We start from the raw sequence: 22,828 nt of genomic DNA on the forward strand, positions 1-22,828 counted from the left end.
TGTTTACTTGGCCATGGCTGCCCGGGCCGCTTCGATCTTGGCCTTGACCGCTTCAAGATTGAAGCTCGCGCCTTTCTGCATCGGCGGAAACTCCACGGCTGTTTCGGCCAGTTTGACCACTTGTTGCTGCACAAACACATAACGCCAGAACTGGAATTTGAACCACTCGAAATATTCCAGCGAACCATTGGCCGCCATGTTTTCCGGCCATCCGGCACGTTCGAACGGATCGAGGCGCAGGTTAGTCAGAATCGGCATGTCCAGCGTGACCTTGGCACCCAGCCAGCCTCCGGGCTGATCGATGAAGCGGTACTTGAAGTCATCGATGCGGATCGCACCCAGGGCGCTCTCTCCAAAGTAGAAGATTTCATGCCGGTTCGACGGCCCTTTTCCGGTGATCATTGGAGTTTGATCATAGCCGTCCAGGTGAACTTTGTAGGTGGTGTCGCCCAATTGTTTGCCTTTGAGCAGCTCTGCCGTGATGTTCGGGTTACCCGCCGCTGCGACCAGGGTCGGGAACCAGTCCATGCCGGACATGATGCCGTTGGCGACCTGGTTGGCCGGTACCTTGCCCGGCCAGCGAATGATCGCTGGCGCCCGGAAGCCACCTTCCATGACCGTGCCTTTGCCCATGGCGAACGGGGTGGTGCCGCCGTCCGGCCAGGTGAAGTTTTCCGCACCGTTGTCGGTGGTGAAAATCACGATGGTGTTGTCGTCCATGCCGTCTTTTTTCAGCTTCGCCATGACGTCGCCGACGATGTCATCGAGCTGCGCCATGCCGGCTTCCTGTTCCGACCAGCCATTCTCCGCGTTGCGCATGGCCTGGTACTTGTCGGACAGGTGCGTGACGATGTGCATGCGGGTCGGGTTGAGCCAGACGAAGAACGGTTTGTTGTCCTGTTTGGCCTTGTCGATGAAAGAGAAGGCCTTGTCGCGAATCTCGTCGTCAATGGTTTTCATCCGCTCCGGATAGAGCGTGCCGGCGTCTTCGATTTTCTGCTTGCCCACCTTGCCCCAGCGCGGCATCACCGTGGCGTCATCGGTGGTGGTGGCCCAGCTGTGGACCATGTTGCGTGGGCCGACGCTTTCCAGCAGTTCCTTCGGATAATTGGGGTGCGCCGGGTCTTCCATGGCGTCGAGGTGATAGAGGTAGCCGAAGAATTCGTCGAAACCGTGGACGGTGGGCAGGAACTGGTTCAGGTCGCCCAAGTGGTTCTTGCCGAACTGGCCGGTGGCGTACCCCATGGCCTTGAGTGCGGTCGCGATGGTGACGGCTTCGGCGGGAATACCCACGGGCGAGCCGGCCTGGCCGACGGTGGTCATGCCAGTACGAATCGGCAGTTCGCCGGTGATGAAGTTGGCGCGCCCGGCGGTGCAACTGGCTTCGGCGTAATAGTCGGTAAAACGCATGCCTTCATTCGCGAGTTGGTCGAGATTGGGGGTTCTGCCGGCCATCATGCCCTGGTTGTAGACACCGATATTCGACCAGCCGATATCGTCGCCCATGATCACCAGGATGTTGGGGGCTTTGTCGGCGGCCAGGGTCAGGCCAGGAAATACCATTGCATGCAGTAACAGGGGGATAGCGAAGATCGAGGATAAGGTTGTCCGGTTCATGTCGAGCTCCTGCGTACTTGCGTTAGTACATAGAGACGCGCCCCCAGCCGCCGTTGAAATTCGTAACCCCCCGCGAAGAGCGTAGGTTTGAATTGCGAAATATCCAGTAATGAATAGCCAGAAAGTCAGCGATTCAGGCACTTGCACTGAAATGGCGTACCGGTAAATGCGCCGGTCGAATCGGGCGGCGAGCGATACTCGCCGCCCCCATCGTCATTACCGGGCAGCAGTGGCGGCCAGCAATGGTGCAATTTGCTCATCGGTCAATGCGGCGTGCACGTCCATGCTCATCAGGTCGTTCCATTCCAGCACCCACTTTTGAATCGGCACCAAATCATTCGCCTCGGCAATGCCGAAGCCGGCCGAACTCCCTACGGCATGCCAGCGTCCGTGCATGGTGACGCCTGCGGGTGGCGCGCCACCGGTTTTGAGAAAACGTGCGATTGCGGCATCACGGTTGTCCGGACTGATTGTCCAACTGACGATGAATAACATCGGCCACCTCCTGTTGCGCACTGGCACCTGTTGTCTGCGCGTACCTGGCTGGCGCCGGGGCCGTGGCCACGCATGGGTTTCCAGCTCCGTCCTGGCTGGCTTGCGGCAAAATCTCCCAAGGAAGGCATAGCAGTGCCCCGCGATTCATGTACGACCGCTGATCCTGTTCCGGTGCATTTTCGAGGGGGTAACAGATGCCTGTTTCACCAGCGAAACATGGGCAGCGGCCGCAACGGCGAGTGGATGAATTGCTTTGCTGAAAGCCTCATCAGCATCGAGTGAAAACCATGGTCGGGAAAGGCCGACTGCACGGTTTTGATGAAGGGGCGGGGCAAGCCGAAACGGACCAGTCCCAGGGACACATCCACCAGATCGGCCTGACGGAAGGGTTCGACGCTGTTGGCGTAGGCGCCGCGATATCGGCGCAGCTTGTGATGTTCAAGTATCAACGCGCTGACTTCTGCGTTCAGTTGGGAGCGTTGTCGGCTGTCGAGATATTCAGTGGCCAGGGCAATGGACGGGGGCAGGTAGTCAAGGGTGTCATCGGTCCAAATGCCCAGGTCGTGAAACGCCGCCGCGATTTGAACGGCCTCCGAGGGCAGGCCTTCGGCACCGTTGAGGGCGGTATGGAAATTCAATACCCGATAAATGTGGTTGCAGTAGCCCTGCAGGTCGGCACCGATGGCCAGTGCGAACGAGGTGAGAATCTCGTCGATGAGGGGGAATTCGAGAATGGGTTTCATCAGGCGTCACGCAACAGGTCGTTGGCATTGAGCAGCTCGTAGGCAATCTCCGGTCGCTTTTCCATGGCCCGGCGAATGGCGGCCGGGATGTTGGTGCGGGTCTTGCGGCACAGCCCCGGCAGTTCGCCGATCTGGATGCCGATGCCGCGCATGGTGCGCACCTCATTGAAACCGGGAGCGATGTCCACGCGAATGCCCAACTGCTCGAACATGCGCCGTTGCACATGCTCCAGGTCGCTCAGGCTCTGCAGGTTTTCCAGGCGTTCGATCAGGCGTTTTTCTTCGTTGCGGGTCAGAAACAGAATGCGCAGGTCCGCCCCCGGTGTTTCCAGCAACGGGTCACGCCCGCAGTCGCAGGCACCGGGCGGGCAGGGTTGGCGAATCGCAGCAGTGGTGGTCATGGGGATCAATCATAGAGCTGTGTGATTGAGTTTGCCCATAGGGATTTTGACGTGAAGGCGATCTAAACCTGTGGGAGCGGGCTTGCTCGCGAAAGCGTCCTGTCATTCGACAATTGCGTCGACTGACACTACGCCTTCGCGAGCAAGCCCGCTCCCACAGGGGTTGCGGTGAGCCTGCTTGACTTACTTCAAGACCAGCATCCGATAAACACCATCCTCGACTTCGATCCCGTGGGTGTCGTGGGTGAAGCCGGGGAAGGATTTGTCGAAGGCTTCCAGCGCCTTGAGATACGCCAGCAACGGACCGTCCGCCGGACCCGCGTTCTCGCCGGGCATGAGCAACGGGATGCCTGGTGGATACGGCACGATACCGGTGGCGGCGAGGCGCCCGGCGGCTTGCTCGAGGGTGACCAGTTCGATGTCGTTGCGCACCAGTTTTTCGTAGGCCTCCACCGGACTGAACTCGGCTTTTGGCAGGGTGCCGAAGGCCTGGGACATGTTGGCGGTGGTCTTGTGTTTCTTCATGGCGGCGAAGATTTCGTCGGCCAGATCCTTGAGGCCCATGCCGGCATAGCGTTGCTGGTTGGCGTTGTACAGGTCGGGCAGGCACAGCTCGAGTTCGGCGTTGTCGTCGTAGTCACGCTTGAAGTCGAGCAACGCGTTGAGCAGCGTGCCCCATTTGCCTTTGGTGATGCCGATGGAGAACAGGAACAGGATGGTGAAGTCGGTGGTTTTCTCGACCACGATACCCTGACGACCCAGGTACGCCGTGATCACACAGGCCGGGATACCGGAGGCGAGCAGGTTGCCGTCGTCGCCCATGCCCGGGCTGAGCACCGAGACCTTGATCGGGTCCAGCATGCAGTAGCCATCTTCGATGTCGCCGAAGCCGTGCCATACCGCATTCGGGTGCAGGACCCAGCAGTTCGGATCGGTTTTAAGCGTAGCCGGGTCGACTTCATGGAACGGCACGGTCGCTGCGCCAACCTGTACGGTCGGTGGTTGCCAGCAGGTGAAGAACCAGTCGTCCTTGCTCAGCATTTCGTTATGCATGCGCGAGAGAACTTGGCGGAAGCTGATCGCTTCTTCAATCGATTCGTTGGTGAGGATCTGTCCGCTCGGCGCTTCCATCATCGCCGAGCTGACGTCGCAGGACGCCATGATCGCGTAGTTCGGCGACGTGGAGGCGTGCATCATGTACGACTCGTTGAAGCGCGCATGCTCGATCGGGTTACGGCCGTCGCGCACATGGATCATCGAGGCCTGGGACAGGGCGGCCAGCAATTTGTGGGTCGACTGGGTGGCGAACACGGTCGGTTTGGACTTGTCGTGATCTGCCGGGTTGCCGTGCATGGCATGGCGTCCGTTGTACAGCGGGTTGAAGCGCGCATAACCGTACCAGGCTTCGTCGAAGTGCAGACGGTCGACGCTTTCGCCCAGCAGCTCCTCGACGCGGGTGACGTTGTAGGTCAGGCCGTCGTAGGTTGAGTTGGTGACAATCGCGTGTACGGGCGTCGGATCGATGCCTTGCTTGACCAACGGGTTGTTGGCGATGGCGACTTTCACGCCTTCGGCGCTCAGGGTCTGCGGCAGGATCGGGCCGATGATGCCATAGCGGTTGCGGGTCGGCACCAGGTAGGTCGGAATCGCCCCGGACAGGGTCATCGCATGCTCGGCGGACTTGTGGCAATTGCGGTCGCACAGAGCGATCTGGTTGCGCGTGACGCTGGCCATGAGGATGACGCGGTTGGACATCGACGAACCGTTGGTCACGTAGTAAGTGCGGTGGGCGCCGAAGACCTTGGCGGCATAGCGCTCGCCCTGGCCGATAGGTCCGCTGTGATCGAGCAGGGAGCCCAGTTCGCCGACCGAGATCGACAGGTCGGAACGCAGCAGGTTCTCGCCGAAGAACTCGTAGAAGGCCCGGCCTGCGGTGCTCTTCAGGAACGCCGTGCCACCGGCATGTCCGGGGGTATGCCACGAGTATTCATAGGTGCGGGCAAACTTGACCAGTGCGCCGAACATCGGTGGCAACGCAGCCTGACGATAGCGTTCGATGGCGGCCAGGATGCGTCCGCTGAGGAAACGAGTGGTGTCCTCGGGCAGCCAGATGAAGTCGTCGGCGTGCTGCATGACCAGCAACGGAATGCTCGATGCGGTGGTACGGTCACTGATCAGGAACACCGGCACACGTGTGTTGCGCTCGCGCAGTTTTACCAGCAGTTTGATGCAGTCGGCGTGGCCTTCACTTGTGTCCATTTCCCATCTGATAAGCACACATTGAACGGCAGGGTCCGAACGCAGGATCGATGCGGCATCACTGAGACTTTCCGAGGCCAGTACACTGACACCGCGTCCCTCTACGTCGTGGACCAGTTGATCCAGGGCGCGGCCAAACACCGTGCGCTTGTCCGGGGGACTGCTGACCAGTAGCGCCAGCATGCCCAGTGAGTGTTTATATTCCGTCATGCTTGAACCTCCATAGTGGCTTTATTCAGATTGTTCACCGGCACTGGTTCGGCAGTGAGGTGCTGCGCGCTGACGGTTTGCGTCGGTACGCTGTTGTTGAGTGCTTCGAGGCGGATCAGGCGGTTGTTGACGAACCCGAACAGCGTGTAACCGAAGATGGTCGCCACACCGCCCAGCATCAGGGCCTGCTCACCGGAGCTGTACAGCGCCAGGTAGCTGTAGGCCGCCGCGATCAGGGCAATGACGTTGGTCGCCAGTGCCTTGCCTTCCGGCACATTGGAGACTTTCTGCATGGTCATCAGCGCGGCCATGGACAGGATGTAAGGCACCAGGTTGGTGACCACTGCGAGGTTGACGAGGGTATCGAACTGTTTGCTCAAGTCTGGACTGATGGTGAGAAGGGCCAGTGCGGTTTGTGCGATGAGCAGTACCATCATGCCGACAATCGGCGTTCCCGCCTTGTTGGCCTTGGCGAAGATCGACAGGAAGTAACCCGTGTCCGCCGAGCTTTTGTACACCTGGGCGATGGTGAACTGCCAACCCAGCAGCGAACCGATGCAGGCGAGCACCATCGCTGCCATCACGATGTCCCCGACCATTGGGGTGAACATCTTGGCGAACACCAGGCCGAAAGGCGCAGTGGACGCAACCAGTTCTTCGTTGCCGACGATTCCGAAGATGACGTTGGTGGAAACGATGTAGATCACCGCCGCACCCAGGGTGCCGCCCAGCACGGCAATCGGTACGTTTCGCTCTGGGTTTTCCACCGCGTCGGTGTTGGCGCAAGCCGATTCCAGACCGAGGAAAGCCCACAGTGTAATCGCCACCGAGGCACCGGCCGCTTCGAACCAACCTTTGTCGTGAGGGTTCCAGCCAGCGGCGTACACGCTGCTGTCGAACCAGAACCAGCCGACAGTGGATACCAACACCACCGGTGCAATCACACCCCAGACCGTCACCGCGCCGATCCGGCCGGTAATGCGCGCACCGCCAAAGTTGGCGAAGGTGGTGATCCACAACAGAGCAATAGTCGCCAGACCTACTTGAAGGGAATCGAGTTTTATCCCGAACAACACCTGGATATAGCCGACCGCGGTAATACTGATCGCCACGTTGGCAATCAACAGCGACAGACCGTAGGTGTAGTTGGTGATGTAGTTACCCGCTTTACCGAACGTGTATTCGGCATAACCGCCCATGCCGCCGGTCTTGCGGCTGAGCATCCCGCATCGCGCAAAGGCGTAGGCCAGAGCGAGTGAGCCGGTGGCCGTCACCAACCAGGAAAGAATCGAAATCGCACCGACTTCCGCGAGTTTCGTCGGTAGCAGCACAATACCCGAGCCCAACATGTTGACGGCGGTCAACATTGTCAGTTGCCCCACACTCATTTTCTTTGCGACTGACATTCCGTTGCCTCACTTAGTTGGCGATTGAGAGTCTTAGCTATAGCAAAGGATTGAAAACTCGCAAGAAATGGCGTTATCCATTTCTTTTTTGCATTAATTTGCAGAAAAGGCACGATGCTGGCCCCCAAGTTTAAAAATCCTCAGCAAAATTAGTTCATTTTCAGCCAGTTAAATAGGTCAAGATGCGCAAGACATGGATCGCGTTAATTCCGTTAGTTGTTGCGGGTATAGCCCATTCGGCTCAAGCCAAAGAACTGGCCACCAATGATAAGTACATGTGCAGTTGGGGGGCTGGCACCGCTGCAAGGGCACAGGAACTGAAACTCTCGGGCGTTTCTCTGTACGCCGCCCGCCAGAAAATCCAGGTCTACAAGTTCGCCAAATCCTGGATGCGCATGATGGCACTTGGCATTACAGAGCAAACTTATGACAGTCCGTCGCGATTGCAACCGACTGCTGTACGGCAGAGCTTTTATGAGGACTGTGTCAGGTATAAGTTGGCGCGAAAGTAAAGAGAAAGCGGGCACTGGTCGGCTCGACCACAGTGTGGGCCTGTGACGTCTATATTGATTGACCATCCCCGCGACCGGATGGGGTGTTAAAACCGGTTTCTTACAACTCAATCAGGAGGTCACCATGAACCAGATCGATAAAGTGTTGTACACCGCCAAAACCCACACCACGGGCGGGCGTGACGGCGCTTCCCGCAGCTCCGACGGAATTCTCGATGTGAAGCTGTCGTCCCCGGGCGCGGGCGGCGGCGGAACCAATCCGGAACAACTGTTCTCTGCCGGTTGGTCAGCCTGTTTCATCGGCGCCATGCAAGTGGCGGCCAGGGAAATGAAAGTGACGTTGCCCAAGGATGTGGCCGTCGATGCCGAAGTCGACCTGGGTACCAATGAAGGCGGTTACCTGCTGCAGGCGCGGCTCAATGTCAGCCTGCCAGGGCTGGATCGTGAAACCGCGCAAAAAATCGTCGACACCGGGCACCAGTACTGCCCGTACTCGAAAGCCACGCGCAACAACATCAACGTCGTGCTCAAGCTCGTTTGAGTTGACCTGAAAGGCTCGCCGCCAATAACGACCTGACCTCGGGTGAGCCGAGGACGTTGAAATTGTCGGTAACGGTGGATTTCCAAAGGGGGGACACCGACTCTGTAGGAGCTGGCTTGCCAGCGATGGCGGCCGCAAGATCGATGCAAGTCCTCAATGGCCCCATCGCCGGCAAGCCGGCTCCTACAGTGTCACGCGGGCATCAATTCATCTTGCTGTGATCATGCATCATCGCGCTGTGATCCATGGTGCCAATTGCCTTGGCCACGGCTTCAACCTGAATCGACTCTTTCTCACCCTTGGCGTCTTCCACGGTCAGGGTCAGCGGCACCTTGTCGCCTTCCTTGATCTGGGCATTCAGGTCCATGAGCATGATGTGGTAACCGTTCGGGTCGAAGCTCACCGCTTTGCCAGCCGGCAGTGCGACAGACTGAACTTGCTGCATTTTCATCACGTCGTCTTTCATGCTCATTTCATGAATCTGCACGAGCTTGGCAACCGGCGATTGCACGCTCAGCAGTTTGCTGTCGCTGCTCGCGGTGACGGTCATGAAGGCGCCGCTCGACGGCTGACCGGCCACGGTGGCGCGGACCCAGGCGTCGTCGACCCGGGTTTGTGCCGATACCTGAAAGACCAGGCCGACCAGGGACAAGCCCAGTGCCAATTGCTTGCAACGTTGCGCGAGGCGCTTTTTAACCTGCGGGGCATTCATTTCAGCAAATCTCCATCACGGTGAGCAGATCTTCTGCGCACTCTTGGGCTGTCAGGGACGCGGACAGTCCCAGGCGCAGAGTGCCCCGGGAGTCGAAGACATAACTGGTCGCGGTGTGGGAGAGGGTATAGGTATCGCCGCTCGGGACCTTTTCAAAGAACACGCCGAACTCCTTGGCGGTGGCGGCGGTTTCTTCCAATGTGCCGTACAGCGCTTCGAAACTCGGATCGAATGCCTTGACGTACTTGTCGAGCATCTCGGGTGTGTCGCGCTCAGGGTCCAGGGTGATGAAGACCACCTGCAGCCTTTCGCCATCGCGACCCATCAGCTTCTTGGCCTGCGCGGCACGCGCCAGGGTGGTCGGGCACACGGCCGGGCACTGGGTGAAACCGAAGAACACCATCGGCATCAGGCCGCGATAGCTGCCCAACATCCTGGTTTCGCCCTGAGCGTCCTTGAGCTTGAAGTTGCGCCCCATGATCTTGTCGCTGAGGTCTTTGCCGTACTTGAACGACAGCTTGCTGCTGTCATCGCAACCGGCGAGCAGGCCAAGGCTCAATAGGCCCATGCCTTGCAGGACCGTTCGGCGGGTGTACAAAGTACTCATTGAAAAAGCATCCTGTTGAACAGGCTGAAATGACAGCGTGATGACTGTACAGACGAAAAAATCGGATGGATGTTAACAAACTGTGTCGGTGTTGGAGGGGGGGATACGACCATTGGACCGGAGGTGAGGCGTGACATAGTGTCGCGCTGTCTGGGCCACAATGTTTCGCTTTAGCTTAACGACGCAGTGTCGCGCAAAAATCCTGTTCCGGCTGCGCAGCCGTGTACCACACGTAATCGGCACTGTCGGCGGTCACGGTCTTGCCCACTTCGGCCAGGATCAGCACCGCGTTACCTTCACCCGCACCCAGGTCCTTCAGGTGCAGTGGCACGCCCAGATCCTTGCGCACGTGAAAGGCACCGGCCAGCAGCAACGCAGGCGTCGGCGCGGCCATCAGGCGTTCCGCCATGCGCCGGTCACGTTGCTGCTGTACCGCGAGCATTGCCGGCATCTGCGCTTCGGGCAGCAGGCCGCAATGGGATGCGCGGATGTCCTCCAGCAAGGTCGCCTGTACGTATTCGGTGGTGGACGCTTCGCCTTTCAATACCGGGCGTTGTTGGTAGATTTGCATGATCTGCGCACGGTCCAGGTTCGCCGCCAGCAGCGGATACGGTTGCCGCAGCGCGTAGGTGACGAGTGCGCCATAGACGCTCCAGTCCCAATTGGCCTGCCAGGCCAGTGCCTTGAACGTATCAGCCGGTGGCTGGCCAGCGCGGGTTTGAGTTTGCGCGGCATCGACCCTGGATTGTTGATCGGGGTTGAGCATTTCCATCAGCAGGCTGCCCTGGGAGCGTTGTGCCGCCAGCTCGCGCAGCAGCCACAATTGCAGGGCGTGGTGGTCCGGGTTGTCGTGCTGTTCACCGACCAACACACGCGGCACAACGGCCAGGCGTTCGACCAGTTCTTGCGGCGTCAACGTGCGCCCGGTAGCGAGTTCACGGATGACCCCGAGGTCAGTGTGATCGCGGCCTTGCGGGGCGATTGGCGCCGGGGGCGGTGTAACGTGATGGCTGGTTTGGCAGGCAACCAACAGACTGAATGCACAGAGCAACAGAAAGCGCATCGGGTTTCCCTGTAAGGCAGTAGTCCCCTCGATCATTGAAAAAGGGGAGCGGTATCAGCGCGCGATGATCAACGGGTGGCCGCGTTCCGGGTGCTGGTGAATCAGCACTTCCAGCCCATACACCGTCGCCAGCGCCTCGGCGGTCAGCACCTCGGCCGGTGGACCGTAGGCGTGGGGCAGGCCTTGTTGCAACAACAATAGTTGATCGCAGTAACGTGCGGCGAGGTTGAGGTCGTGCAGGATCACCAGCACCGCCACCCCGCGCTCGGCAAAGTCGCGCACGGCTTGCAAAATGGTGTGCTGGTGCAGCGGATCGAGCATCGACGTCGGTTCATCGAGCAGCAGGGTTTGCCCTTCGGCACCCGGCCAGAGTTGCGCGAGCACCCGCGCCAGATGCACGCGCTGGCGTTCGCCACCGGACAGCGCCAGATAACTGCGTCCCGCCAGGTGCAGAGCGTCGGCGCAGCGCAGCGCTTCGACGACGATCTCGGCATCGCGCACCCGACCGCTGGCGTGAGGCAAGCGACCCATGCCGACGACTTCGTTGACTGAAAAGGCAAAGTTCAAGGACGAACTCTGCGGCAGCACGGCCAGGCGTTTGGCCCGCTCCTGACCCGGCCAGTCGGCGAGTTGACGCTCGTCGAGGCTGACCGTGCCTTCGCGGGTCGCCAGGTCGCCGCACAAAGCAGCGAGCAGGGTACTTTTGCCGGCACCGTTCGGCCCCAGCACACCCAGCACCTCGCCCGGGTGCAACTCGATATCGATGTTCGCCAGTACCGTGCGGTTGCCACGGCGGACCAGCAAGTTGTTTGCCCGCAACATCAGGAACGCCCTCGTACCAACAGATAAAGAAAGAACGGAGCCCCGATCAGTGCCGTCACGATACCGATCGGCAATTCCGCTGGCGCCAACAACAAGCGCGCCGCCAGATCCGCCAGCAACAACAGGCTGGCACCGGCCAGTAACGATGCAGGCAGCAACACCCGGTGATCCGGGCCGACCAGCAGGCGCATCAGATGCGGCACCACCAGACCGATAAAACCGATCAGGCCGGCCGCCGCGACCGCCGCGCCGACGCCGAGTGCCGTGCACAACACCAGCTCAAGCTTGATCCGCTCGATGTCGAAGCCCAGGTGACGGGCCTCCGACTCACCCAACAGCATCGCATTGAGCGCCGCCGCCCGACGTGGCAACCACAACGCCACGCCTACGGTGACGATCAGCAACGGCCATAAACGTGGGTAACTGGCACCATTGAGGCTGCCCAGGTTCCAGAACGTCAGCGTGCGCAAGGTCGCGTCGTCGGCCAGGTAGGTGAACAGGCCGACTCCGGCACCGGCCATGGCCGTCATCGCCACACCTGCCAGGAGCAGGGTGGCGACGTCGGTTTGCCCGTCGCGGCGACCGAAGCGGTACACCACTGCCGTCACGATCAAGCCACCGGCGAAGGCGCTGACCGACAGCAGGTAGGGTTCGAACGCAGGCGGCAAGCCGCCGAGCAGACTGCCGCCGACGATGGCCAGGGCGGCACCCAGCGCAGCACCACCCGAGACGCCAACCAGACCCGGATCGGCCAAGGGGTTGCGGAACAGCCCCTGCATCGCCACGCCGGACAACGCCAGGACCGAACCGACGGCGATGCCGAGCAAGCTGCGCGGCAGGCGGATCTGACCGAGAATCAGCTCCGCCTGTTGCGTGTCGCCACCATCAAGTGGCAACCCCAAAAGGCGCATCCCGGCTTGCAAGGTATCGCCCAGCGGCAGGCTGACCGGCCCGAGGGCCAGGGACAGCCAGAACACCAGCACCAGCAGCAACAGCAAAAAGATCAACGTCGGACGCGGCCGAAAAATGGCCGTCATTGGCTGATCCCGGCGGCCTGCGCTTCGGCGTCCGGGTAGAGCGCCGTGGCACGGGCCAGCAGTGTTTTGATACGCATCGGGACTATTCCTTAGCCGATCAGAGGGGGGCGGGCATCGAAACCTTCGTAGCGGGTGATGATGCCATCGACGCCCGGCTTACGCACACGCCACGGTTCGGTCAAGCAAGAGGTTTTCAGGTGCAGGTTGTACATCGGTGCGAGCGCGTTGAGCCAGGTGTCCATTCAGCGCCGGTTGCGCAGCACCTTCGATCATGAGGATAATTTGTGATCATCAAGATTAAAATGAGTTTGTCTCACTCGTGGTCAACTGTCGACAATGGCTCCCATCAAACGCATTGGAGTTATTTGACATGGCTGTTGCCCATTCCCTTGGTTTTCCGCGCATTGGTCGCGACCGTGAACTGAAAAAAGCCCAAGAGGCGTTCTGGAAGGGCGAGCTGGACGAAGCCGGTCTGCGCGCCGTGGGCCGTGACCTGCGCAAGACCCATTGGGATTTGCAGAAAAAGGCCGGCATCGAACTGCTGCCGGTCGGCGACTTCGCCTGGTACGACCAGGTCCTGACCCACTCGTTGATGTTCGGCGTGATCCCGGAGCGTTTCCGCCCGCACGATGGCAAGGCCAGCCTGCAAACCCTGTTCGGCATGGCTCGCGGTGTGAGCGACAGCTGCTGCGGCGGCGCACACGCCCAGGAAATGACCAAGTGGTTCGACACCAACTATCACTACCTCGTCCCTGAGTTCAGCGCCGACCAGCAGTTCCAGCTCGGCTGGGATCAACTGTTCGAAGAAGTCGAAGAAGCCCGTGCGCTGGGTCACCACGTCAAGCCGGTGATCATTGGCCCGCTGACTTACCTGTGGCTGGGCAAGGCCAAGGGCGCCGAATTCGACAAGCTGGAGCTGCTGGATCGCCTGCTGCCGCTGTACGGCCAGATCTTCCAGCGCCTCGCGGAACAGGGCGTCGAGTGGGTGCAAATCGACGAGCCGATCCTGGTGCTCGACCTGCCGCAAGAATGGAAAAATGCCTTCGAACGCGCCTACAACCTGATTCAGCGCGATCCGCTGAAGAAGCTGGTCGCCACTTACTTCGGCGGTCTGGAAGAGAACCTGGGGTTGGCCGCCAACCTGCCGGTGGACGGCCTGCACATCGACCTGGTCCGCGCACCTGAGCAGTTCCCGACCATTCTCGATCGCCTGCCTGCCTACAAAGTGCTGTCGCTGGGCGTAGTCAATGGCCGTAACGTCTGGCGCTGCGACCTGGAAAACGTCCTGGCCACCCTGCAACACGCTCACGAGCGTCTGGGTGATCGCCTGTGGGTCGCGCCATCCTGCTCGCTGCTGCACAGCCCGGTCGACCTGGGTCGTGAAGACAAGCTTGATGCCGAACTGAAAAGCTGGCTGGCGTTTGCCGTGCAGAAGTGTGAAGAAGTCGCGGTGCTGGCCCAGGCGGTCAACGCGCCGGAAGCGCCGAAGGTGCTTGCAGCGCTGAACCAAAGCCGCGCCGTGCAGGCCAGCCGTGGCGCGTCGCCACGCATCCACAAACCGGCCGTTCAGGCACGGGTTGCGGCGATCACCACCCAGGACAGCCAGCGTCAGTCGCTGTTTGCCCAACGTACCAAGAAACAGCGCGCTGGCTTGAACCTGCCACTGTTCCCGACCACCACCATCGGTTCGTTCCCGCAAACCGCGTCGATTCGCCTGGCGCGCCAGTCGTTCAAACAAGGCAAGCTGACCGAAGCCGAATACACCGAAGCCATGCACAGCGAGATTCGCCACGCCGTGCAAATTCAGGAACGCCTGGGCCTGGACGTGCTGGTGCACGGTGAAGCCGAACGTAACGACATGGTCGAATACTTCGCCGAGCAACTCGACGGCTATGTGTTCACCCGTTTCGGCTGGGTCCAGAGCTACGGTTCGCGTTGCGTGAAACCGGCGCTGATCTTCGGCGACCTTAGCCGTCCGAAAGCCATGACCGTGGAGTGGATCCGCTACGCCCAAGGCCTCACCGACAAAGTGATGAAGGGCATGCTGACAGGGCCCGTGACCATGCTGATGTGGTCGTTCCAGCGTGAAGACGTCAGCCGCGAAGTGCAGGCCCGTCAACTGGCCCTGGCGATTCGCGATGAGGTCCTGGACCTGGAAGCCGCCGGCATCCAGATCGTGCAGATCGACGAAGCCGCGTTTCGCGAAGGCTTGCCGTTGCGCCAGGCGCAGTGGCAGCACTACCTGGACTGGGCGACCGAAGTGTTCCGCCTGTGCGCGTCCGGTGTGCGTGACGAAACCCAGATCCACACCCACATGTGCTACAGCGAGTTCAACGACGTGATCGAGTCCATTGCCGCCATGGATGCCGACGTGATCACCATCGAAACCTCGCGCTCGGACATGGAGCTGCTGGACGCGTTCGAAGCCTTCGCCTACCCGAACGAAATCGGCCCTGGCGTGTACGACATCCACTCGCCACGCGTGCCGGACTCCTCGGAAATGGCCAACCTGTTGCGCAAGGCGGCCAAGCGTATTCCCGCCGACCGCCTGTGGGTCAACCCGGACTGCGGCCTGAAAACCCGCGGCTGGCCGGAAACCGAAGCGGCGCTGGTGCACATGGTCAACGCTGCGCGTCAACTGCGTAAAGAATGGGCTTGACGCGTTATCCGTATGACCTTCGACCGGAGCATTTCACTGTGCTCCGGTTTTTTATTGGCTGTGTCGACGCTTTCGCTGGCAAGCCAGCTCCTACACGGTTAGGGGTGCCGCACAGATCAACTGTAGGAGCTGGCTTGCCAGCGAAAGCGGTGTGTCTGCGATATCAATGTTGAATCCGCCGACGCCTTCGCGAGCAAGCTCGCTCCTACAAGCGCCGCGGTTCGGCCACTAACAGCAACGACTGTGGCACAGGGCTTTGCGGGTGCTGTGGCTCCTGCAGTCCGGCCAGCGTAAAACCGGCCATGTCCAGTGCATTGAGCCAACTGGACAGGGTGCGGAAATACCACGGCATGGGCTGCCACTGCCCCTTGAACCCGGCGAAGGTCTCTTCGCGCCAACCATCCTGATAGTCGCCCGCCGCAGCCGTCCACGGGTGCAGCGTCTGGATCACCAGCGCGCCGCCGGGGGCGAGCAGGGCGTTCATGGCGGCGAGCAGAGGGATGATGTCCTGATGTAGCAGGGAAAAATTGGCGCAGATCAGGTTGTAGTCGCGACCGATGTCGACTGTCGCTTCTGCCAACGCTTCATGGCTCGCCACATACACCGGCGACGACCCCGCCGCTCGCGCCGCCTCGACCAGCGTCGCATCGCCATCCACACCCACCGCGTCAATGCCCCGTTCAGCCAGCGCACGCAACAGCCAGCCCTCGCCGCAGCCCAGGTCGAGTACACGTTCGGGTTGGCGGCCGAGCACCGCCAGCAGGATGGCCTGGTCGGTGACCTTCAGGCGACTTTCGATGGCGCCCGTGCGGATGGCTTCGATCCAGGCGTGGGCGTTGTGGTGCCAGCTATCGAGGAGGGTGGATTCCGGGGCGGGCATGTTGATGTCCGGCGTGGTGGGTTGGATGAAAGAATAGGGCAAGGGCCCCCATCATGCATTGCCTGATGTTAGCGGGATGTGCTGAATGGAGAGGGACAGGTCGCCAGACGATTTAACGGTGGAGCCGGTATTACCCGGCACCACCGACAGCGCAGCGAAGGATGGACGCGTGGCTAGTCGCCTTTGGCGCTTGCCAAATGATAGGCAACCAACGCGTTAGCGTGACCATGACCCAGGCCGTGTTCGGTTTTGAGCCAAGCCACCATTTCCATGTGTTTCTTGTTGCTGACGGTTTTGAGCAGATCCAGCCAGTGGGTGATCGGCTGCCCATACTTTTTTTCAATTGACGGAAAGTACGAAGCAGGTCCTTTGGTTTTTGTCTCTTCGGTCACGATGCAAACTCCCTTTTCGCTTTTGTGGGTTCGAAAGCAGCGCCGGTTACGTTACTGATTTGCCGTCAGTGAGTCCATTGTCCGAGCGGTCGATGTTGAAGGCTTTCCAGGGATACAGCGGGACACCCCGGAGCACGTCGTTCTCAGTCATTCATCCCGTCGCCCATTGATGCACCGACTGCCTGCCGCGTGATTGAGCATCACGCAGCAGGCGGTTTCGCCAGTTCAATACCCGCGGCACCCAACCGCTTGAGAATTACAAACAGCAGCTCGCTTTTGATCGCGCCGACTGTGCGTGGGCTGCCGACATAACCGGTGATAGTCAACGTGATGCCTTCAGGTTTCAGCTGACTGAAGCGCAGGAACGGTGCCGGTTTGTCCAGGATGGATTCGTGTTCTGTGTAGGTGTCGAGAAGCAGGTTTTGTACTTGCTCCGGGTCGATGTCCAGCGGAAACATCAGTTCGAGTATCACCACGCCCTGGGCGCTGCCGCCGAGGGTGACGTTGCGCAGGTTCTGTGAAATCAGGTGGGAGTTGGGCACGATCATGATCGAGCGATCGGAGAGTTGTATTTCCGTGGCCCGCACGTTGATCCGGCGAATGTCGCCTTCCACGCCACTGATGCTGATCAAGTCGCCGACTTTCACCGGGCGCTCGGTCAGCAGGATCAGGCCGGAGATGAAATTCTTCACGATCTCCTGAAGGCCAAAGCCGATACCTACCGACAGGGCGCTGACGATCCAGGCGAGGTTGGTCCACTTGATTCCCAGCGACGACAGCGTGAGCAGGACGACGGACACGTAGCCGATGTTGGCGAACAGGGTGCTCAGCGAGGCGCACATGCCTGGGTCCATCTCGGTTTTTGGCAGGAACTCGCTGTCCAGCCAGCGCCGCAATGAGCGGATCAGGTAGATGCCGATCACCAGGGCCAGGATGGCATTTACCAGGTTGTCCGGGACGATGTTCAGTTTGCGCAGCCCTTCGCCGCCAAGAATGGCCACGGTGTTGGTAGCCAGCTGCCCGAGCGTCGTACCCACACCGCCGACAAACAAGGCAATGACACCGATCAGCAGGAGGATGGCGCGGCCAGCCCCGGACAACACGGTGCAGATCTGTTCCAGGCGTGGATTACCGATGCCCAGTAGCTGCTTGATGGCCTTGCCGGTAGGTTGCCTGGGCGAAAAAAGGTAGTCGCAAGTGTCTTGGTAGACCTGTGTGAGCAGATAGAAACCGGCGAAGATGATGAATATCCAGACCATTTCGTAGGTGATGAACCGGGCCATCGTCACGTAGCCGATCAGCAGGGCGAACAGGGACACCACCACGGCAACGCCGGCAAAGGTATAAATCAGGCCGGCGAAAGTGGTGACGCCTTCGGGGGCTTCTCCGGCCGCTATCATTTCTTGGCGAGTCTTGCTGACGCGCAACAGGAGAGCGCCAATCACCAGTGCAGCAACCAACGCCACGATACCCCGACCGAGCAGCACCACTTCGGCGCTCATGCCGGTGACATTGCTCAACTGCACCAGTGTCACCAGCACCAGCAGCAGGCTTGCCAGCAGCCTGGAATAGGGTGCCATCGCCAGCGCTACCGGATCGGCGATATTGGGCAGGCGCCATGAAGGATGGTTGGTCGACAGCAACGCGCGGCTTAATCCGGTGATTAGCACGCAGGTATAGGCAAGCTTTTCCAGGTATTGCGTCAGTTCGGCCAGCAGCGGGGTGTAGGGCAATTGGCGGGTCGCGGCAAAATGCAGCAGTTGCAGGGCCGCGCCGGCGGTCAGCACTGTCGCCATTACCGAGGCCAGCGCAAGGGAGCTGCGCCGTAACCGACCTTCAGGCATTCGATGAAAGCACAGCCACGCCAGACCCCGGCCGGCGAGCGATCGACCCACGGTCCATATGGCCATTGCCAGCGTCAGCAGGGTGGCCGTGAACAGGCGTTGTCCGGGTTGCCAGGCGGCCTGGTGCGTGGCCTCGAGTTGCTGGATGACGGCTCTGAAACGTTGGCGGTCGTCGGCAGGAAAATCGAACAATGGCGACCAGAAACGCGGGTTCAAGATACTGCTGGTCTGCTGGGTCACCTCCGCTTCCAGCAGGGTGCGGCGAATACTGGCAATCTGGGTGATCAGCTCGGCGGCACTTGTTTTCAGCGCGGCCAGGGTTTTGAGTTGACTATCGATCTTGTTTTTTTGCTCGCCGAGGGTGTCTCGTTGGGTGGTAATGGCAGACGTCACCAATGCGTTTTCGTCGTGTGGCACTGGCCCCAGCACGTTGAGTTGCGCCTGCAACTGCGCCTGTCCGGGCAGCAGCGACGCGGACACGCGATCAACATCCTGAATGAGTGCTTGTACCAGGCCCTGTGAGCTTTCCAGTTGGGTGTAATTGCTGGCCTGGGAAACCTGCTGCTTGAGGCTGTTCAGCTGGTTTTGCAACCCCAGTAGATCGCTGTCGGAGATGCTGATGACCGGAGTTGTGGTAGTGGGAGCAAGGGCGTCGGCCATGGGCGCCGCCAACAACCATCCCGGGCTTGCCGCCAGAAGCGCGAAGGCGACGTAAATCATTGACTTCAATACATTGAACATCGGCGTGCTCGACGGGTTGTTTGTCACTTAGCCAATGAGGTTAGGCCATGACTCGCACCCTCGAGCATAGTTTTGTCTGAAGTGCCCCGGGTGGTTTTCGTTCAGGCGTTACTCATGTTGTTGCCGCGCCGGGAAAAACAGTTCGAAGCAGGTGATGCCGTCGGCACTGCTGACGTTGCAGGCACCGTTGTGCAGTTGCATGATCGTCGCCACGATCGACAGGCCCAGGCCATTGGATTGGGCCGAGCGCTCGCGGGACTCGTCGACCCGATAGAAACGCTCGAACAACCGTGGCAGATGCTGGGGCGCGATGGTCGGGCCGTGGTTGCGCACTTGCACCTGGATGCCGTCGGCGGTCGGATTGGCGTGGATGAGCAGCTCGGAATGCGGGGCGCCGTACTTGATGGCGTTGGCGCACAGGTTGGCCAATGCCCGACGCAACAGCATCGGCTCGGCCCAGATCAAGCCGCTGCCCCGGGCATTGATGCAGATGCCGACGTCGGTCGCCGGGCCTTCGAAATAATCGGCCATGCGTTGCATTTCGTCGGCGGCATCCAGCTCCTGACGCTGGCGCAAGGCACTGCGCGGATCGGTGCGGGCCAGGAACAGCATGTTGTCGAGCATGCGCGCCAGGCGTTCGAGTTCTTCGACATTCGAAGCCAACAGCTGCTGATAGGCGTCGGTGCTGCGGTTCTGCTGCAATGCCACCTGGGTTTCGCCGAGCAGGTTGTTGATTGGCGTGCGCAGTTCGTGGGCCATGTCGGTCGACACCTGACCCAGCTGTATAAAGCCTTTGTCCAGCCGGTCGAGCATGGCGTTGAAGGCGTCGATCATCGGCAACAGTTCCAGCGGCGCGCCCTGGCTGTCGAGGCGTTCGTTGAGGTTGCCGACGTCGATGCTCTGGGTGTGGCGGGCCAGGCGCCGCACGGGCAACAGGCCGCGATGCACCAGCACATAACCGGACAGCGCCAGCAGAATCGCCGCGACACTGGCGAACAGGTAGACATTGAACCGGTAGTCGGCGAGCACGGCGGTGCGCTCGGTCATCAGGCGCCCGGTCACCACTTGCAGGCTGCCCAGATCACCCGAGTCGATGGTCGCCGCCAAGGCGGAAAACGGCACGCCATTGACGTTGGGCAAATGCTGCACGTCGTCCAGGGTCAGCCGATGATCCATGGCCACCGGGGTCAGCACCGGCATCTTCAGGTTGCCCGGGTTGACCACCAGCAACGGCGGTTGGCCAGGGGTGCCGATGGTCAGCAGGGCCTCGCGGTTGCCCATCATGTTCTGGAACAGCGCCGGTTTGGCCTTGATCAGGTCCAGGGTATTGCTGTCGTTGAGGAAGGTCCGCAACTGGTCGATGCGGGTGATCAGGGCAATGTCGTCGCGCCGGATCAACTCGCGCTCCAGGTCGCGGTACAGCGCCACGCCAAGCAGGGCCAGCGAGACAAACGCCAGCAGGGCAAACACCAGTGCCAGACGCAGGGTCAGGGAGTGGCTGAGGCGGGTGGCGGATTGCAGCGGCGTCATCGCATTCATGGGGGCATTCAGGGTTGAGTGTCGAAGCGGTAGCCGATGCCGCGCACGCTGTGGATCAGCTTGAGCGGGAACGGATCATCGATTTTCAGGCGCAGGCGGCGCACCGCGACATCGACGACATTGGTGTCGCTGTCGAAATTCATGTCCCAGACCCGCGAGGCAATCATCGAGCGCGACAGCACTTCGCCCTGATGCGTGGCGAACAGGTGCAGCAAGGCAAATTCCTTGTTGGTCAGGGTGATGCGGTTGCCGGCGCGGCTGACGCGACGCTTGAGCACGTCGATCTGCAGGTCGTCGACGTGCAGGTGTTCGTCTTCCCGGGTAGGACCACGCCGGGTCAGGGTGCGCAGGCGCGCGACCAGTTCGGCGAAGGAAAAAGGCTTGATCAGGTAATCGTCGGCGCCCAGTTCGAGGCCTTTGATGCGGTCGGCGATGTCATCCCGGGCGGTGAGGAACAGCACCGGCGTATCGGCTTCCTTGCGCAAGCGGCGCAGGACTTCCCAGCCATCCATCTTCGGCATCATCACGTCCAGCACGATCACGTCGAAATCGTGTTCCAGGGCCAGGTGCAAACCATCGACGCCGTCCCGCGCCAGGCTCACGGTGTATCCGAGTTCCTGCAGGCCGTTGAGCAGGTAATTGCCGGCCTTGGGTTCGTCTTCGACTACGAGGATATTCATGGAAATCTGCCTGATTCGGTCGGGCTACAGGGGCAAGCCAGTGGCGCAAGTGTAGCCCGGCCAGTCGTGAATACAGGCATCCGGTCAATTCTCACCAATACAACCTATGCCCTGGACCCGATAGTCCAGTTGGTGCTCGCGACCCTGGTGGTCGAGGTAATTGAACTGCGCCGGAACGATGCCGCACTTACCGGAAAGGTCGGTCATGGACAGCACTTTGGCCACATCCATCTGCACATAAAAACCGTCCTTGTCGTGGATGACCGGCGAAGTGGGCTGGGTAGCGGCAAACGCCGAACCGGTGGCGAGCAGGGCGGCAAAACCCGCGATCAACATTTTCATGACGAGTCTCTCTGTTCAGGGTTGAGGTGGCTGCCGGTGGTTGGCCTGACAGTGAGTTCAGGCTAACGAAGTGATCCGGACAGGCGACCAACAGCTCGATTACAAAGTTGTAATGAAACGTTGGAAAGAACACCGCAAACCCTGTGGGAGCGGGCTTGCTCGCGAAGGCGTCGGGTCAGTTGATATTTACTTCGCTGACACACCGCTTTCGCGAGCAAGCCCGCTCCCACAGGGGGTTGCAGCGCCATAAAACAGATCAACCCGCGGATCCATGGCCTAAGCTTGTTCGCAGGCCCATGTTCATCGAACACCTCGATGGGCAAACGGCACCTATAAAAACAATGCAATCAGGAGATGCCCATGTCCGTTTTGATCCGTCGTTTCAGTCGCTGCATGGCCGCCGGTTTGACTGCTGCCGTGCTTGTCGCACCCGCTTTTGCGCTGGATACCGTGAAATTCATGGCCCCGGGTTCAGTGGGCGGTGGTTATGACCAGACCGCCCGGGTGCTGGGCAAGGCCATGGTCGAAGCCAATACGGCCAAGGCCGTGACCTTCGAGAACAAGGGCGGGGCGGGCGGGACCCTGGGCCTGGCGCAATTTGCCAACAGCACCAAGGGCGATCCGAATGCGCTATTGGTGGTCGGGGCGATCATGGTCGCGGGCATCGAACAGAACAAACCGCAGATCAGCCTGAAAGATGTGACGCCCATTGCCCGGCTGTTCACCGAGTACAACGTGATCGCCGTGCGCAAGGAATCTGAATACAAGACCCTCGATGACCTGATCAAGGCCTTCAAGGCCAATCCGCCGAGCATCACCTGGGGCGGCGGCTCCAAGGGTTCGGTGGATCACATCGGCATCGCCGAGCTGGCCGGCAAGCTGGACGTGCCGGTCAACAAGGTCAACTACGTGGCCTTTGGCGGGGGAGGCGAAGTGGTTGCCCAGGCGCTGGGTGGTCAGCTCAAGGTGATCACCGGCGGTTACGCCGAGCTGGGTCAATACATCAAGACCGGCCAGTTCCGTGTCCTGGCCATCGGTGCGCCGGAGCGCGTTCCCGGCATTGATGCACCGACCCTCAAGGAAAGCGGCTATGACGTGACGATCGGCAACTGGCGCGGCGTTTACGGTGCAGCGGGCCTCACCCCGGAGCAGCGTAAAGAGGTGATCGACGCGGTTGTGGCCGCCACCAAGAGCAAGGTCTGGCAGGACAATATCCAGACCAACGCCTGGACGTCCAGCGTGCTGACCGGCGATGAGTTCGGCAAATTCGTCGATGAAGAACACGTGCGGTTGCGTGCCATGCTGGTCAAGGTCGGGCTGATTTGA

22 protein-coding genes are annotated in these 22,828 nt (G+C 60.4%); 4 read left to right on the top strand and 18 right to left on the bottom strand.

Annotated elements, in window-relative coordinates; translation table 11 throughout:
* Positions 1-3 precede the first annotated feature (3 nt).
* From AC07XF_RS01580 to potE, 6 genes are all read right to left on the bottom strand, one after another.
* Positions 4-1,617: an arylsulfatase gene (locus tag AC07XF_RS01580; RefSeq protein ID WP_495025123.1), complete on the bottom strand. Its 1,614-nt coding sequence runs from the start codon at positions 1,615-1,617 to the stop codon at positions 4-6.
* Positions 1,618-1,833: 216 nt separating this feature from the next.
* Entirely contained in the window at positions 1,834-2,112 is a 279-nt protein-coding gene (locus AC07XF_RS01585) for a DUF3303 domain-containing protein (RefSeq protein WP_495025124.1), read from the bottom strand.
* Positions 2,113-2,315: 203 nt separating this feature from the next.
* Positions 2,316-2,855, bottom strand: a complete 540-nt coding sequence (locus AC07XF_RS01590) for an HD domain-containing protein (protein WP_495025125.1) — start codon at positions 2,853-2,855, stop codon at positions 2,316-2,318.
* Entirely contained in the window at positions 2,855-3,256 is a 402-nt protein-coding gene (locus tag AC07XF_RS01595; RefSeq protein WP_495025126.1) for a hypothetical protein, read from the bottom strand. Before AC07XF_RS01595 ends, AC07XF_RS01590 begins: the two co-directional genes overlap by 1 nt.
* 183 nt (positions 3,257-3,439) lie before the next feature.
* The gene (locus AC07XF_RS01600) at positions 3,440-5,725 is read right to left on the bottom strand and encodes an Orn/Lys/Arg family decarboxylase (RefSeq protein ID WP_495025127.1); all 2,286 of its coding nucleotides are present in this window, start codon (positions 5,723-5,725) and stop codon (positions 3,440-3,442) included.
* Positions 5,722-7,131 (bottom strand): putrescine-ornithine antiporter, encoded by a 1,410-nt coding sequence (gene potE / locus AC07XF_RS01605; RefSeq protein WP_495025128.1) that lies wholly within the window; start codon positions 7,129-7,131, stop codon positions 5,722-5,724. Before potE ends, AC07XF_RS01600 begins: the two co-directional genes overlap by 4 nt.
* A gap of 182 nt (positions 7,132-7,313) precedes the next feature.
* Between potE and AC07XF_RS01610 the strand changes: the two genes are divergently transcribed.
* Positions 7,314-7,643, top strand: a complete 330-nt coding sequence (locus AC07XF_RS01610) for a hypothetical protein (RefSeq protein WP_495025129.1) — start codon at positions 7,314-7,316, stop codon at positions 7,641-7,643.
* Positions 7,644-7,767: 124 nt separating this feature from the next.
* Positions 7,768-8,184 (top strand): organic hydroperoxide resistance protein, encoded by a 417-nt coding sequence (locus AC07XF_RS01615; RefSeq protein WP_111284697.1) that lies wholly within the window; start codon positions 7,768-7,770, stop codon positions 8,182-8,184.
* 202 nt (positions 8,185-8,386) lie between these two features.
* On the opposite strand, the gene AC07XF_RS01620 is transcribed toward AC07XF_RS01615, so the two are convergent.
* From AC07XF_RS01620 to AC07XF_RS01645, 6 genes are all read right to left on the bottom strand, one after another.
* Complete coding sequence (locus AC07XF_RS01620; protein ID WP_495025130.1) at positions 8,387-8,896, bottom strand: copper chaperone PCu(A)C; 510 nt, start codon at positions 8,894-8,896, stop codon at positions 8,387-8,389.
* 1 nt (position 8,897) lies between these two features.
* A complete protein-coding gene (locus AC07XF_RS01625) occupies positions 8,898-9,503 on the bottom strand; it encodes an SCO family protein (RefSeq protein ID WP_007991823.1) in 606 nt (201 codons plus the stop codon).
* 175 nt (positions 9,504-9,678) lie between these two features.
* Positions 9,679-10,566, bottom strand: coding sequence for a ChaN family lipoprotein (locus AC07XF_RS01630; RefSeq protein WP_495025131.1), 888 nt, complete (start codon positions 10,564-10,566; stop codon positions 9,679-9,681).
* 54 nt (positions 10,567-10,620) lie between these two features.
* On the bottom strand, positions 10,621-11,388 hold the full coding sequence (locus AC07XF_RS01635) for a heme ABC transporter ATP-binding protein (RefSeq protein WP_495025132.1): 768 nt from the start codon (positions 11,386-11,388) through the stop codon (positions 10,621-10,623).
* On the bottom strand, positions 11,388-12,371 hold the full coding sequence (locus AC07XF_RS01640) for a FecCD family ABC transporter permease (protein WP_495025279.1): 984 nt from the start codon (positions 12,369-12,371) through the stop codon (positions 11,388-11,390). The genes AC07XF_RS01635 and AC07XF_RS01640 overlap by 1 nt, the downstream gene beginning before the upstream one ends.
* Positions 12,372-12,514: 143 nt before the next feature.
* Complete coding sequence (locus tag AC07XF_RS01645) at positions 12,515-12,667, bottom strand: hypothetical protein (RefSeq protein ID WP_495025133.1); 153 nt, start codon at positions 12,665-12,667, stop codon at positions 12,515-12,517.
* A gap of 128 nt (positions 12,668-12,795) precedes the next feature.
* Between AC07XF_RS01645 and metE the strand changes: the two genes are divergently transcribed.
* The gene (gene metE / locus AC07XF_RS01650) at positions 12,796-15,084 is read left to right on the top strand and encodes a 5-methyltetrahydropteroyltriglutamate--homocysteine S-methyltransferase (RefSeq protein ID WP_495025134.1); all 2,289 of its coding nucleotides are present in this window, start codon (positions 12,796-12,798) and stop codon (positions 15,082-15,084) included.
* 205 nt (positions 15,085-15,289) lie between these two features.
* Here metE and AC07XF_RS01655 read toward each other — a convergent pair whose 3' ends face one another.
* From AC07XF_RS01655 to AC07XF_RS01680, 6 genes are all read right to left on the bottom strand, one after another.
* The gene (locus tag AC07XF_RS01655; protein ID WP_495025280.1) at positions 15,290-15,964 is read right to left on the bottom strand and encodes a class I SAM-dependent methyltransferase; all 675 of its coding nucleotides are present in this window, start codon (positions 15,962-15,964) and stop codon (positions 15,290-15,292) included.
* 173 nt (positions 15,965-16,137) lie between these two features.
* Positions 16,138-16,356: a DUF4287 domain-containing protein gene (locus AC07XF_RS01660; RefSeq protein ID WP_495025135.1), complete on the bottom strand. Its 219-nt coding sequence runs from the start codon at positions 16,354-16,356 to the stop codon at positions 16,138-16,140.
* A 200-nt stretch (positions 16,357-16,556) separates the two neighbouring features.
* Entirely contained in the window at positions 16,557-18,941 is a 2,385-nt protein-coding gene (locus tag AC07XF_RS01665; RefSeq protein WP_495025136.1) for a DUF3772 domain-containing protein, read from the bottom strand.
* A 108-nt stretch (positions 18,942-19,049) separates the two neighbouring features.
* The gene (locus AC07XF_RS01670) at positions 19,050-20,480 is read right to left on the bottom strand and encodes a heavy metal sensor histidine kinase (protein ID WP_116263670.1); all 1,431 of its coding nucleotides are present in this window, start codon (positions 20,478-20,480) and stop codon (positions 19,050-19,052) included.
* 8 nt (positions 20,481-20,488) lie between these two features.
* Positions 20,489-21,160, bottom strand: a complete 672-nt coding sequence (locus AC07XF_RS01675; RefSeq protein WP_008001318.1) for a heavy metal response regulator transcription factor — start codon at positions 21,158-21,160, stop codon at positions 20,489-20,491.
* Between the two features lie 84 nt (positions 21,161-21,244).
* On the bottom strand, positions 21,245-21,502 hold the full coding sequence (locus AC07XF_RS01680) for a DUF2790 domain-containing protein (RefSeq protein WP_495025137.1): 258 nt from the start codon (positions 21,500-21,502) through the stop codon (positions 21,245-21,247).
* Positions 21,503-21,862: 360 nt separating this feature from the next.
* Between AC07XF_RS01680 and AC07XF_RS01685 the strand changes: the two genes are divergently transcribed.
* Positions 21,863-22,828 carry a Bug family tripartite tricarboxylate transporter substrate binding protein gene (locus tag AC07XF_RS01685; protein WP_495025138.1) on the top strand — a complete coding sequence of 322 codons (966 nt, stop codon included), beginning with the start codon at positions 21,863-21,865 and terminating at the stop codon, positions 22,826-22,828.

Source organism: Pseudomonas sp. GW821-FHT01C01 (assembly GCF_059422645.1).